The sequence below is a fragment of the Fluviibacter sp. genome, from assembly GCF_057744235.1.
On the sequence record NZ_JBIJFP010000012.1, the window covers coordinates 39,183 to 52,995 of the forward strand.

At 51.8% G+C, this 13,813-nt stretch carries 14 protein-coding genes; 2 read left to right on the top strand and 12 right to left on the bottom strand.

Annotation, left to right across the window (positions count from 1 at the left end):
• The first annotated feature begins 118 nt into the window (after window positions 1–118).
• Window positions 119–988: an MBL fold metallo-hydrolase gene (locus AC3GOJ_RS07295; protein WP_488236805.1), complete on the top strand. Its 870-nt coding sequence runs from the start codon at window positions 119–121 to the stop codon at window positions 986–988.
• Window positions 989–1,014: 26 nt separating this feature from the next.
• Here the strand turns inward: AC3GOJ_RS07295 and AC3GOJ_RS07300 are convergent, their stop codons facing one another.
• The 6 genes from AC3GOJ_RS07300 to AC3GOJ_RS07325 form a co-directional block, all read right to left on the bottom strand.
• Window positions 1,015–2,205: a methionine gamma-lyase gene (locus AC3GOJ_RS07300; protein WP_488236806.1), complete on the bottom strand. Its 1,191-nt coding sequence runs from the start codon at window positions 2,203–2,205 to the stop codon at window positions 1,015–1,017.
• A gap of 83 nt (window positions 2,206–2,288) precedes the next feature.
• Window positions 2,289–2,492 carry a hypothetical protein gene (locus AC3GOJ_RS07305; RefSeq protein ID WP_488236807.1) on the bottom strand — a complete coding sequence of 68 codons (204 nt, stop codon included), beginning with the start codon at window positions 2,490–2,492 and terminating at the stop codon, window positions 2,289–2,291.
• 120 nt (window positions 2,493–2,612) lie between these two features.
• Window positions 2,613–4,535 (bottom strand): family 2A encapsulin nanocompartment cargo protein cysteine desulfurase, encoded by a 1,923-nt coding sequence (locus tag AC3GOJ_RS07310; protein WP_488236808.1) that lies wholly within the window; start codon window positions 4,533–4,535, stop codon window positions 2,613–2,615.
• Window positions 4,510–5,439 (bottom strand): family 2A encapsulin nanocompartment shell protein, encoded by a 930-nt coding sequence (locus tag AC3GOJ_RS07315; RefSeq protein ID WP_488236809.1) that lies wholly within the window; start codon window positions 5,437–5,439, stop codon window positions 4,510–4,512. Before AC3GOJ_RS07315 ends, AC3GOJ_RS07310 begins: the two co-directional genes overlap by 26 nt.
• Before the next feature lie 34 nt (window positions 5,440–5,473).
• Window positions 5,474–6,418: a serine O-acetyltransferase EpsC gene (gene epsC, locus AC3GOJ_RS07320; protein ID WP_488236810.1), complete on the bottom strand. Its 945-nt coding sequence runs from the start codon at window positions 6,416–6,418 to the stop codon at window positions 5,474–5,476.
• A gap of 25 nt (window positions 6,419–6,443) precedes the next feature.
• The gene (locus AC3GOJ_RS07325) at window positions 6,444–6,959 is read right to left on the bottom strand and encodes a rhodanese-like domain-containing protein (protein ID WP_488236811.1); all 516 of its coding nucleotides are present in this window, start codon (window positions 6,957–6,959) and stop codon (window positions 6,444–6,446) included.
• A gap of 198 nt (window positions 6,960–7,157) precedes the next feature.
• Here AC3GOJ_RS07325 and AC3GOJ_RS07330 point away from each other — a divergent pair, with 198 nt between their 5' ends.
• Window positions 7,158–7,769: an RBBP9/YdeN family alpha/beta hydrolase gene (locus tag AC3GOJ_RS07330; protein WP_488236812.1), complete on the top strand. Its 612-nt coding sequence runs from the start codon at window positions 7,158–7,160 to the stop codon at window positions 7,767–7,769.
• A 24-nt stretch (window positions 7,770–7,793) separates the two neighbouring features.
• Here the strand turns inward: AC3GOJ_RS07330 and AC3GOJ_RS07335 are convergent, their stop codons facing one another.
• From AC3GOJ_RS07335 to AC3GOJ_RS07360, 6 genes are read right to left on the bottom strand one after another with little or no spacing between them, the layout of a single operon-like run.
• The gene (locus AC3GOJ_RS07335) at window positions 7,794–8,639 is read right to left on the bottom strand and encodes a hypothetical protein (protein WP_488236813.1); all 846 of its coding nucleotides are present in this window, start codon (window positions 8,637–8,639) and stop codon (window positions 7,794–7,796) included.
• 3 nt (window positions 8,640–8,642) lie between these two features.
• Entirely contained in the window at window positions 8,643–9,569 is a 927-nt protein-coding gene (locus AC3GOJ_RS07340; RefSeq protein ID WP_488236814.1) for a CysB family HTH-type transcriptional regulator, read from the bottom strand.
• Window positions 9,566–10,651: a sulfate/molybdate ABC transporter ATP-binding protein gene (locus AC3GOJ_RS07345; RefSeq protein ID WP_488236815.1), complete on the bottom strand. Its 1,086-nt coding sequence runs from the start codon at window positions 10,649–10,651 to the stop codon at window positions 9,566–9,568. Before AC3GOJ_RS07345 ends, AC3GOJ_RS07340 begins: the two co-directional genes overlap by 4 nt.
• Window positions 10,648–11,550: a sulfate ABC transporter permease subunit CysW gene (cysW, locus tag AC3GOJ_RS07350; RefSeq protein WP_488236816.1), complete on the bottom strand. Its 903-nt coding sequence runs from the start codon at window positions 11,548–11,550 to the stop codon at window positions 10,648–10,650. Before cysW ends, AC3GOJ_RS07345 begins: the two co-directional genes overlap by 4 nt.
• Entirely contained in the window at window positions 11,550–12,389 is an 840-nt protein-coding gene (gene cysT / locus AC3GOJ_RS07355) for a sulfate ABC transporter permease subunit CysT (RefSeq protein WP_488236817.1), read from the bottom strand. The genes cysW and cysT overlap by 1 nt, the downstream gene beginning before the upstream one ends.
• Entirely contained in the window at window positions 12,386–13,396 is a 1,011-nt protein-coding gene (locus AC3GOJ_RS07360; RefSeq protein WP_488236818.1) for a sulfate ABC transporter substrate-binding protein, read from the bottom strand. The genes cysT and AC3GOJ_RS07360 overlap by 4 nt, the downstream gene beginning before the upstream one ends.
• Between the last annotated feature and the right edge of the window lie 417 nt (window positions 13,397–13,813).

Sequence of the window (13,813 nt, forward strand, 5' to 3'; positions counted from 1 at the left end):
GCCTTTAATGCACTATGCTCACTATAGAATCAGATCAGCGACGCACGACCCTGCCGAACCTGACAACCCATCCCATATCATATACACTAAATATATCTTATAGAACCCGAGAATATCCATGCCCGCCACGCACCCCACCATGAAAGCATTTTTTGACAAAGATACCTGGACCGTCAGTTATGTAGTGTACGAGAAACCGGGATCAGTATGCGCGATTATCGATTCGGTACTCGACTATGATCCAAAATCTGGCCGTACGTCGACACGTTCGGCTGATGAGATCGTTGATTTCGTTCAGACGCAACAACTGCAAGTCGCCTGGATTCTTGAGACCCATGCCCATGCCGACCATCTGACCGCAGCGCCATACCTACAGCAGAAACTGGGCGGCCAAATCGCCATTGGTGAGCATATCCGCACCGTACAGTTGGTTTTCAAAGAGGTGTTCAATCTGGAGTCAGCCTTTGCGGTCGATGGCAGCCAGTTCGATACGCTGTTTACCGATGGCGAGACCTTCCGTATTGGCGATCTGACCGGTGAAGTGGTTTTCCTACCAGGACATACCCCCGCCTGTACCGCTTACAAGATTGGCGATGCCGTCTTCGTGGGTGACACCATTGCCATGCCGGATGTGGGCACGGCACGTTGCGATTTTCCCGGTGGCGACGCCCGTCAGCTCTACCGTTCCATCAAAAAACTCCTAAGCATGCCTGACGATACGCGGCTGTTCATGTGCCACGACTACCCGCCAGCGGGTCGCGATGTGTGTTTTGAAACCACGGTCGCCGAAGAGCGAGCCAAAAACATTCACGTCCACGACGGCATCGATGAAGACGCCTATGTGGCGATGCGCACAGCACGCGATGCCGGCCTAGCGATGCCAGTCCTGATTCTACCGGCCGTCCAGGTCAATATCCGTGCTGGCAACTTCCCCCCTCCAGAAGATAATGGAACGGTTTATTTGAAGATCCCTGTCAACGCACTTTAAGCAGCAAGGCGCATCATGGATCAGGTCTACTGCAACGCCTGATCCAGATCAGCGAGCAGATCCTCGACATCCTCCAGACCGACGGACAACCGGATCAAACCATCGCTGATCTGATGTTCCGCCCTTTCTTCCGGGGTATACACCGCATGCGTCATACTGGCCGGATGCTGCGCTAGGCTCTCCGCGTCTCCCAGGCTGACCGCCCGGGTAAAGAGCTGCAGCTGATCCATGAAGCGAATACCCGCCTCGATGCCCGCTTTCAGTTCAAAGGCCATCATGCCACCAGGCAGACGCATCTGGCGCTGAGCCAGATCAAACTGCGCAAAAGATTTCAATCCCGGATAGCGCACAATGGCGACCTTCGGGTGCGACTCCAGATATTCTGCCAACCGTTGGGCCGATGCGGAATGACGTTCCATGCGCAACGCCAGCGTCTTGAGCCCGCGCAGCACCAGAAAGGCATCCTGAGACGACAGCACAGCCCCGGTCAGATCCTTGATTCCCACAGCGCGGACCTCATCAAGCATGGCCTTAGGCCCGACAATCGCACCCGCCAGCAGATCGCCGTGCCCACCCAGATACTTGGTTGCCGAATGAATCACAAAGTCGGCACCTAACTCCAGGGGACGCTGCAGATAAGGCGTGCAATAGGTGTTATCGATTACGCTCCAGATCTTGTTCTGTCGGGCAATCGCCGCTATCGCCGCGATATCCACGAGACGCATATTCGGGTTCGCCGGCGATTCAAGAAACACGACTCGCGTCGCAGGCGTCAACGCACGTTCAAGATTATCCGGGTCAGACAAATCAACATGACGAATACGGACACCGTACTTTTCCAGACCTTTGTGAAAAAACGCATACGTACAGCCATACAGCGTCTGATCGGCAATCACCTCATCGCCCGCTTGCAACAAGGTCCACAGTAACGAGGTCGTTGCCCCCTGCCCTGATGCTGTCACCAGTGCCGCTTCACCGCCTTCCAGATTAGCGATGCGCTCTTCCAGCAGTGCGGTTGTCGGGTTACCGACCCGAGAGTACACATAGCCTGCCTGCTCGCCCGCAAAGCGGGCTGCGCCATCGGCGATCGTCGGAAAGGTATAGGTCGAACTTAAATACAGCGGCGGATTCAGTGAACCCTGACCCGCATAGGGATCGTAGGCATGGTGAATTGCCCGGGTGGAAAAACCTTGATTGTTAGATTGACGGTCAGTCATGGCAGCCCGGAAAGTCATTCTCAGAGCCTTCTATATATCACACTCCCTATAACGACCGCGCACTATCAAATAACAAACGAATATCAGCCGGGATCCTGAGAATCGTCTCTGGCCTGCATCCACCAGATCAGATCTTCACCCTGGAGCGGTGTCGGAATCATCTGATTCTTTTCCCATTTAAAAACCGGCGCAAAGTACATGTACCTTGCCATCATTTCATGCTTTGAATTGACGGCAAAAAAGGGACGGCCGTTCCGGATGGCATCTCGAATTTGATCATCGGTCATAAAACACCTCAAATACGCATGTTCGTTGCACATTATTTATCGGGTATTAGTCTAATGGATCAGCCGCCAAATATAAACTCTAAGGGAGTGGCAATTGCCGCTCCCTAGCCATAGAATCTATTAACGCCCCCTTATCTCGGATTGCCCCCGGGCGATCCGCTTTAAACCCGCAACGAGTCGGTCAACCTCTTCGCACGTGTTATATAGGGCCAGGGTTGGGCGCACCGTACTTTCCAACCCAAATCGGCGCAGAATCGGTTGCGCGCAATGATGACCCGTACGTACCGCGATGCCTTCCCGGTTCAATGCAACGCCTACTTCCTGATTGCTGTAGCCTGCCAGCGTCAGTGATAGCACACTGGCCTTTTCTTTCGCTGTGCCGATCAATTTCAATCCAGGCACCCGCAGGAGTTCTTGAGTGGCATAACCTAGAAGATCATGTTCGTATTTGGCGATATTCTCGATACCCAGTCGCTGAACATAATCCAGGGCTGCACCCAGACCAACGGCATCCGCAATATAGCCAGTCCCAGCTTCGAATCGGGTCGGTGCATCATGATACAGCGTCCGATCAAAAGTGACATCACTGATCATGTTGCCGCCCCCTTGCCACGGTGGCAACTGATTCAGTAGATCCAGCTTACCGTAAACCGCACCAATACCGGTCGGACCAAATACCTTATGCCCGGAGAAGACAAAGAAGTCCGCATCAACCGCCTGAACATTGGCACGCAGATGGGCCACCGATTGTGCACCATCTACCAACACCTTAGCACCCCGCCGATGCGCGATCTCGATGATTTCGGTAATCGGCGTTACAGTACCCAGCGCATTGGAGACCTGCGTCACCGCTACCAGCTTCGTCCTGTCATTGATCAGCTTTTGATATTCGTCCAGAATAATCTGACCGGTATCGTCCACTGGAATCACACGGATCTTGGCACCCACCGAGCGTGCCAGCATCTGCCAAGGGACGATATTGGCATGGTGCTCGAGCAGCGAGACCACGATTTCATCACCCTCCCCGATAAACTGCTTGCCAAAAGTATTGGCGATCAGGTTAATACCCTCTGTTGCCCCTCGCACGAAAATAATCTCGTCCTTGGATTGCGCACCGAGAAACTTGGCAACTTTGTCGCGCGCCCCTTCATAAGCATCGGTCGAACGGGCTGCCAGTTCATGCGCCGCCCGATGAATGTTCGAATTCTCGTGTTTATAGAAGTGCGAGATCCGGTCAATCACCTGATTGGGCTTTTGTGTCGTTGCCCCATTGTCAAACCAGGCCAGTTGATGGCCATTGACGCGCTCCTGAAGAATCGGGAAGTCGCGCCGTACGGCATTCACGTCGAATTGCGGATGCGCGGAAGGTGCAACTTCCTGATAGGCAGGCTTATCTGATGGGGCAAGTTCGGCGGGCGCTGCCGAACGATCGACAAAGTAGAAACCTTGACCCGGCACAGTAGGCTGTAATTGCCCTGACTGGCGACCACCGCTGGCGATCTCCTTGAGCAGCTCGCTAACCTCCGCCTGTCCCGGGAAATGCTGGGACTGTGGGGTTACCAGATTCTCAAGGGGTACAGGTTGCACACCGGCAGGCGACGACGGTAATTCAGTCGCATGACTAAGGAAGTAGTACGGCGTACTCGGAACGGCAGCACCGGGAACCGAGTTTCTCGGATCTGTACCGCCCACTTGTGGTAGCGATGCAGAATAACCTAGTGGGGAGGCAAGTGACGTGGCATGCGGTGTTGGCACCTCCGAGACTGGTGCCCCAGTTCCTTGAGGTTGCGGCGTGGTCGCCGCTATCCTTAGGTCCGGCTCTAGCACAGGCGTCCCCCCCGTTCCGAGATCAAGCACCGGATCGTGCGGAACGGGTACATCGTCACCGGGCAGGCTACGAAAGAACGCATTCGCCAGATCACCGAGCTTGGCGATATCCACGAACTGCGACTGACTGGGCAACGCCGGTACAAGACCTGCCACACCGGGAAGGCTATCAGTCAGTGCAGCAAAAGGATCACTTGTAGGTGTTTGGGTACTCATGGTACTTATCAACCTCCACGTCTTCCAGAACAGCCAGTGCGTCAGGCGTATGCACTGCCAGCGAGCAATAGAGCGAAATCAGGTAGGATGCGATCGCATTGCGGCTAATGCCCATGAAACGCACCGATAGGCCCGGACTCTGTTCACCGGCAACCCCTGGTTGATAGAGACCGACAACACCCTGTCGCTTGTCACCAACGCGCAGCAGCAGGATTTTAGTTTTACCATCCTCGACCGGAATTTTATCCGACGGTACCAGCGGAATGCCTCGCCAAGTCAGGAACTGTGAACCGAACAGGCTGACGGTCGGCGGCGGCACGCCACGACGGGTGCATTCGCGACCAAAAGCGGCAATTGCCAGCGGATGCGCCAGGAAGAAAGCGGGTTCTTTCCAGACCTTGCTCAGTAGGTCATCCAGATCATCCGGTGTCGGCGCACCTGTCAGGGTGGAAATGCGCTGCTCATCCGCCACACTCGAGAGCAGGCCGTAATCCGCATTGTTGATCAGTTCGCTTTCCTGGCGTTCCTTGATCGTTTCAATGGTCAGGCGCAACTGTTCCTTAATCTGATCGAACGGGCTGCTGTACAGATCCGAAACACGCGTATGCACATCCAGAACGGTCGTAACCGCATTCAGGAAATATTCACGTGGTTGTTCTTGATAATCAACAAAAGTCTGTGGCAGTTCGGATTCGTCACGCTTGGCGCAAGTCACATTGACATTACCCGGGTTTTTGACCTGGTTCAGACGGTAGATGCCTGCTTCAACGGGTAACCATTGCAGAAAATGCACAAGCCAGCGCGGGGTAATAATCGGCAGCTGTGCCGGTGTTTTAGTGGCATTGGCTAACTGCCGGGCAGCGGCATCGTTCAATGCCAGTTGGGGTTCATGATTTACAGCCATGTTGCTTTACTCCTTTGAGTGGAAAAATTGAGATCTATTCAGACGCCGCACGTATTTGCGCTTGCGCTATGTTGCTTCCCGGTTCAACGCTATGCGTCAACCAGACATTTCCTCCGATCACGGATCCTTGGCCAATCGTCACTCGGCCAAGGATCGTGGCACCGGCATAAATAACGACATCGTCTTCAACGATCGGATGTCGTGCATGACCTTTTTCAAGATGGCCATCGGCATTTTTGGGAAAACGTTTGGCACCAAGCGTTACGTTTTGATAGATACGTACGCGCTTACCAATCACAGCCGTTTCACCAATCACAACGCCACTGCCATGATCAATAAAAAAACTCTCGTCTATCGCAGCACCAGGATGGATATCAATCCCGGTTTCTGAATGTGCAATCTCAGCTATAACGCGTGCCAATAGAGGTGCCCCCAGCACATACAGCAGGTTGGCGATTCGATGATGAATAATGGCAACAATGCCCGGATAGCAAAGCAGTACTTCATCGACACTTCGTGCTGCAGGGTCGCCTTGATAGGCTGCAATAATGTCACTGTCTAATACTCGACGGAGTCTTGGAATTTCATCGGCAAATCCCTGAACAATGTCGTAGGAAAGTGCATCGATATCAGCGCTAGATTCGCCACTCTGACGAGCCTGATGCGTCAGCTCCAGCCGGACTTGCGTCACCAAGGCATTTAATGCAGCATCCAGTGCATGACCGACATAAAAATCCTCGCTTTCCTCGCGTAAATCGGCGGGGCCTAGTCGCAAGGGAAATAAAACACTACTAAGCGATGTTACGATCCATTGCAATACGGAACGAGACGGCAACTCACGAATACCATGCTCGCTTGAACGGCCATGCAGCTTCCGGTAATCTGAACGCACCAAATGCAATTCATTCACTATGCGGTCAAGATCCCATTGATGGTTATGCTGAATCCATTGGCGGGCATCTATAAAGCTCGTCGTCATTGATGAAACCTTTCTTTATGCCAGCTCAATCCTGAACCCACGGTAGATTCGAGAATTGCCATCCACCCAGCGCACCACGCTGAGTTCTTTCGTTGAGCGCACCTTCAAAACCGTCGGCGATGTTGTAAACATCTTCAAATCCGGCTCCAGCCAGTGCTATTGCTGCCGCATCAGAGCGCTTACCACTTCGACAAAGCAGTAACACCAGCGAATCCTTGCGGACTTTGGCTTCAACCTCCCTGACAAATCTTGGGTTCTTATTCAGCGAGGTTCCGTTCTGCCAGGCCACATGCAGGGTACCCGGTACATGCCCGACAAATTTGCGTTCTTCATGAGTGCGGACATCAACAATCTGCGCGGCACCTGCCGTAAACAACTGCCAAGCTTCTTTCGGTGTCACACGCCCCGCATACGATAAGGCAAGTGCTTGGCCTGCCGTTCGTGCACGAGCAATGATATCCAGCACCAGTACTTCCGGATTTAACGCACGCGCATCAGCCCCGCCTGCAAAGTCAATGTGATGAACAACGGCTGCTCCCATGACTGTCTCCTTTTTGATGTAAGCACTCAAGGATTCACAGTCTAAAAACACGAACGCACCTTGTGAACGAATTAGATTTTGTTTACTTATTCAGCGCGATCTTTGTTGCATATAAGATTTCTGAATAACGCGTGATCCTGATATGTAAATGAAAAATCAATCGTTCACATCGAAAAATAATTCCAATAGATTGCGGGGATGGCTTACAAAACACTTATTGTTCCAGGCTTACACAATAGCGGACCTGATCATTGGCAAACGTGGTTGGAAGGCTACATAGGCAATACGACACGGGTCCTCCAGGAAGATTGGCACCGGCCTGCCATCGGCCAATGGGCCACGAATGTCAAACAGGCCATCGAAAGTTCCGAGGATCGAATCATTCTGGTAGCTCACAGTTTTGGTGTTCTCGCGAGTGTTGTTGCAGCATCTATTGTTCCCGACCGCGTCGCAGGCGCACTCTATGTAGCGCCGGCAAACCCCTCACGCTTTAGCTTGTCTGGACAGCTTATGAATCAGGATTCATCCGAGCTACAAACAGGACTGTTCGAATTGATGCCGATTGAGAAACTAGGTTACCCGGTGGCTCTGGCAGCAAGTACGAACGATGATTGCATGCCAGTCAAGCGGACTGCCTGGTGGTCCAAAAAATGGGGAGCACGATTGATCTCATTAGGAGATACTGGCCATGTTAAAGCCGAGGCCGGGTTTGGTCCATGGCCACAAGGCTTGGAGCTATACAAGGACGTACTGAATCGTTCCCGTGATAATGATCGTGAATGGAATCAACTGATACGGTGGGCATGCTGACAGTGAGCTACTGAAGCGGGCTAGCTAAGCAGAGATCAAACGTACAACACCGCGAAAAATAAGATAACCACTCGATTCAGCCCAAATAAGAACCTGTTGATCTGACAACTGAGAGGCACAAATCCTTAATGAGGCACCTGTATAAAGCTGGCCGTAAGTGTGGTACTCAAGGGATCCTATCGAGACTCCCGGCATCGCCAAATGGAGTGCCGACATAAGAATCATGGACACAAGATCGATTGGCACAAGAAGCCCTGGACACTGCAAGACGTCTTTTGCATATACTGGATCAACGCTAGCAGCATCATGCGTGGCACCTAGAGCCACATAGCTTGCTAGCGACATGTCATCAACTACTACCAGTATGTCAATTATTTCCGCATGATGGTTGCGCTCGACCAGGCTTGAAGATGACCGCGATGGTTTGATACGGTAGTGCAACTCGGTTGTTTCATCTAACAGACTCAAACCGTCTGAGATGTAGCGAGTCTTTTGCAACAAACGTATTTGCTTTGATCGTCGGTACAGACGATCAGAAAGTAGTTCGGTCTTGTATTCTTTGTATATAGCTTGTTCTAGCGGCAAGTCACCATAAAACCGGATTGAACCGCTGACCTGCACACAGGTCTGTAGTAAGGAATGTGCCTCAAGCAGTTGTGGAATATGTGGTTTAAGTGCTTCCAACCGTATGGCCCGGCTCACTCCTGGATCAAATGCCCGATAAGCCAAAAGCGGCAACCAGCCGTCAGGTAAAGACACAAAGCCTTTCAGTATCTGACTCAGCGACTGACAACGATTCTTAGAAATGCGCAACGCGTCTCGCTTGGTGCGCGTTTTTAAACCGGCATATCCACTAGGAATGCTTCGCATAAACTAGCCTGCCAGAGAAGCCGTCGATTTCACGTGAGCCTCTGTCAGATCGGCCGAACAAAGCTCAATAAATCGGTACGCAAATCCCCGCAGGAAGCTGCCTTTTCGAACGCCGATCAGGGTGGTATTCAATCGGAACAGATGTTCAGACTTGGGCATCCGTAAACCCTTGTCCCGTTCGGCGAAATAGGCCATGGAAGCCACGATCCCAATGCCCAAGCCCAACTCGACATAGGATTTAATTACGTCAGCATCCAGGGCAGACATCACAATATCCGGGGCCACCCCAGCATCAGCGAATGTTTTATCAAGCTGGGTTCGACCCGTGTATCCCTTGTGATACGTGATAACCGGATATCCAGCGATCTGCTTCAAACTTAGTTTATCAGCAGCCTGTAGCGGGTGTCCTTCGGGCACAATGACCGCATGATGCCACTGATAGTAGGGAAAAGTCACGACGTCTTCGGCGCTATCCAATGCTTCCGTCGCGATACCGATATCGGCTTCGCCACTTTTGAGCATCGATGCGATTTCAGCCGGGCTTCCCTGATGTAGAACCAGATGAACTTTAGGAAATTCGTCCTTGAATGCCTTCACCACTTTGGGCAACGCGTATCTTGCCTGGGTATGCGTTGTGGCGATGACCAGTTCACCCTCATCCCGTTGCGTAAACTGATCCGCCAACTGCTTGATATTCTGAGCGTCCAGCAGAAGACGCTCAACAATACCGATCAGTTCCTTACCGGGTTCAGTCAAGCCGATAAAGCGCTTACCTTTACGTATGAAGAGTTCGACACCGAGTTCGTCCTCCAGATCCTTGATATGCTTACTGACACCCGGCTGCGAGGTGTACAACACCTCGGCAACCTCGGTCAGATTAAAGTTCTGCCGAACCGTTTCACGAACGATACGCAGCTGTTGGAAGTTCATGCCGCAACGCCTTTATGCTCAAACACGCTTAATTTTCTTGGTACCAGGTAGACATGATCACCCTCACCTACATGTAACCCGGCAACTTCGATTCGAGATAACTCTACCTCGTAGTTTTGGGAGGTCTTTTCATCATTGATGTCTAAGCCGATCAGTTCAATACGAGAAGTCGCCCCGAATGAAAGGACCCTTTCAATCACGGCATAGACGCCACGAGCCTCGGGATCTTTTGAAATCGTCAGTTCATGAGGACGTGCAAATGCGACGACGTTTGTCCCATCGGCGACATCTGCCCCGCCATGGGCAAGCTGATGTGGCCCTACATGCACCACATCACCATCCACGCGACCATGAAACAAATTGACCGACCCGAGAAAGCTATAGACAAAGGGTGTCGCCGGCTGGTCATAAACCTGATCAGGAGTCCCCACCTGTTCCACATGCCCCTGATTCATCAGAACCACTTCATCGGCCACTTCCAGGGCCTCTTCCTGATCATGCGTCACGAAAATGGAAGTCACATGAATCTCATCGTGTAGACGACGCAGCCAGCGACGCAATTCTTTACGTACTTTGGCATCTAGCGCGCCAAAAGGCTCATCCAGCAACAGGACCTTGGGCTCAACCGCCAAGGCGCGTGCCAGGGCAATGCGCTGACGCTGTCCACCCGAGAGTTGGGATGGGAAACGATCTGCCAGCCAATCAAGCTGGACCAGCTCTAGAAGATCATGCACTTTCTTTTTAATGGCAGCATCACTGGGACGATCTTTACGCGGTTTGACACGTAAACCGAATGCCACATTCTCAAACACGGTCATATGCTTGAAAAGTGCGTAGTGCTGAAACACAAAACCGACCTGACGCTCACGCACATGGCGATCCGAGGCATCCTCCCCTTCGAGAATGACCTGTCCTGCATCGGCCGATTCCAGACCCGCAATAATGCGCAGCAGCGTTGTCTTACCGCAGCCGGACGGTCCCAGCAATGCCACGAGCTTACCCGTCGGGAATTCGAGGCTGACATTATTCAATGCTTTGAAATCACCAAAGGTTTTAACGATGTTATTGACCTGAATGCTCACGATTCATCTTCCTTTAATTCCGAATTGACCTTTGCTGCCTTCCATTCCACGAATGTTTTAATCAGCAAGGTGAGCAGTGCCAAAATGGCTAACAGTGAAGCCACCGCAAAGGCCGCTGCAAAGTTGTACTCGTTGTATAGAATTTCGACATGGAGAGGCATGCTGTTCGTTTCCCCTCGGATATGCCCAGAGACGACAGATACCGCGCCAAACTCACCCATCGCCCGGGCATTACAGAGCACGATCCCGTAAATCACACCCCATAGAATGTTGGGCAAAGTGACGAAACGAAAGACCTGCCAGCCACGGGCGCCCAATACAATGGCAGCCTCCTCTTCTTCCTTACCCTGGGCTTCCATGAGGGGAATCAATTCACGGGCAACAAATGGAAAGGTCACAAAGATGGTGGCCAGCAGGATTCCGGGAACCGCAAAAATAATCTTGATGTCGTTATCGATAAACCACGAACCGAACCATCCCTGTGCACCAAACACCAGAACAAAGATCAGGCCGGCAATCACGGGGGAGACCGAAAACGGTAAATCAATCAATGTGATCAGGAAGCGCTTACCAGGGAAATTGAATTTGGTGATCGCCCAGGCGGCGGCCACTCCGAACACCAGATTCAGTGGCACGGAGACCAACGCAGTGATCAAGGTCAGCTTAATCGCCGATAAGGCATCCGGATCGGTTAATGCCAGCAAGTAGGCATCCCACCCTTTCCGGAAGGCTTCAACAAAAACAGAGCCCAACGGTAGCAACAGAAACAAGGCAAAGTAAAACAGACCTGTACCGATCACCAGACGACGGACCCAGGGGGACTCCTGAGTGGCATCGTTGAGTTTCTGACCACCCCGAATGGATTTGGCGCCCAGCGCCGTGGAAATTCCACCAGCCATTACACTTCCCTTCCCGTACGTTTGGCCGTCCACGCCTGCAAGGAGTTAATGACCAGAAGCAGGATGAACGACAGAACCAGCATGACCACCGCAATCGAAGTTGCGCCGGAATAGTCATACTGTTCCAGCTTCGTGATAATCATCAGTGGCGCAATCTCGGACACCATCGGCAGGTTTCCGGCAATGAAAATCACCGAACCGTATTCCCCGACAGCTCGGGCAAAAGCCAGCGCAAAGCCTGTCAGCAGTGCGGGGAAAATAATCGGCAGCACCACTTTAAAAATTGTTTGGGCGCGATTAGCCCCCAGGCTGGCCGCTGCTTCTTCGATTTCCTTATCGAGGTCTTCCAGAACCGGCTGAACAGTCCGCACCACAAAGGGCAGTCCGATAAAAATGAGTGCCACCATAATGCCAAAGGGCGTAAAAGCGATCTTGATGCCCAAGGGTTCGAGATACTGACCCAGCCAACCGTTCTTGGCGTAAATAGCGGTTAATGCAATACCTGCGACAGCCGTCGGTAACGCGAATGGTAAATCAACCAACGTGTCGACAATGCTTTTGCCCGGGAAACGATAACGCACCAGTGCCCAGGCCAAAACCGCTCCAAAAACGGCATTGACTGTCGCTGCTATGAGCGATGCACCGAAGCTTAACTTGAGGGACGCAACAACTCGGGGCTCACTAATTGTTTCCCAGAATTGCAGCAATGTCAGATCTGTTGTTTTCCAGATCACCGCAGATAAGGGAATTAATACAATCAACCCCAGATAGGCCAGCGTAAACCCCAGGGTGACACCGAACCCCGGGATCACACTTTGTTTAAACAACGGTTTGCTCATCGTTTCACCACGATCTGGTCATAGACGCCGCCATCAGCGAACTGCTCTTTCTGCACTTTTTCCCAGCCACCGAGCAGCTTTTCAACAGTAAAGGTATTGACCTTCGGGAAAGTCTTCGCATACTTTGTCAGAACAGCCGGGTTACGCGGACGAAGGTAATGTTTGGCAATAATTTCCTGCCCCTCAGGTGTCCACAGATACTCGAGGTAGGCCGTGGCTACTTTGCGTGTGCCTTTCTTATCGACTAACTTATCCACTACTGTCACAGGCGCCGGAGCATCGATTGAAATACTTGGATAAACAATATCGAACTGATCGCCACCGACTTCCTTATCAAGCAGAATCGCTTCGTTTTCAAAGGTCACCAGTACATCGCCCACGTTCCGTTGAGTAAAAGTTGTCGTGGCACCACGACCACCACCATCCAGAACCGGGACGTTCTTGAAAAGCGCTTTGACGAATTCCTTGGCGCTCTCTTCTGATTTGTAGTTCTTGATGGCGAAGCCCCAGGCAGCCAGATAGGTATATCCTCCATTACCGGACGTCTTGGGATTAGGAACAATGACTTCTACGCCCTGACGCACCAAATCCGGCCAATCCTTAATGTTTTTAGGATTGCCTTTGCGGACCAGGAAGACCGATGTTGTTGTATAAGGCGCCGCATCATTCGGCAGACGCTTCTGCCAATCGGACTTCACCAGGCCGCTCTGCACCAGTTTCTGAATATCCGGAACCTGGTTCATGGTAACAACATCGGCTTCCAGACCGGCAATCACAGCACCAACCTGCTTACTCGAACCACCATGGGACTGATTCACCGTGACCGGCGGGTTACCCTTGGCCTGCCAACTGGCGACAAATGCCGGGTTGATATCTTTATAAAGCTCCCGAGACACATCATAGGACACGTTCAGGAGGGATGTTTGGGCAAACACAGCGGGCACAGCCGCAAACAGCAGAACGCTCGCAGTTGCACCAAACAGTGAACGGAATTGTAATTTTTTCATGAGATCGCCTCCAAGGTTGGGACTTGCAGTCTAGGCCAATGCTTATGCCAACAAAAGACGATTTTCGTCTTTGCTTATAACGTTATTGATATATAGAACCCGTCGGTTGCTCAGATAAAACCGACGTCTACTGGTGCCGGTTGTGACCGATAAGCCGCTCGATTTTTACTTCCTGGTCACAATCTGATCGAACACGCCACTATCTGCAAAATAGGCTTTCTGGGCTTTATCCCAACCACCAAAGACCTGATCAATCGTAAACAGCTTCACTTTGGCGAAGTTTCCACTATATTTCACTACTGTCCGGTAGATTTTAAAGGAGGATCAATTGGTTAGCGACGTCTGGTTCAAAATCACCCGACATTGCATTATTGACCAGTTGATCCAGCGAGATTTTTTCAAAGATATTGGTTTCAA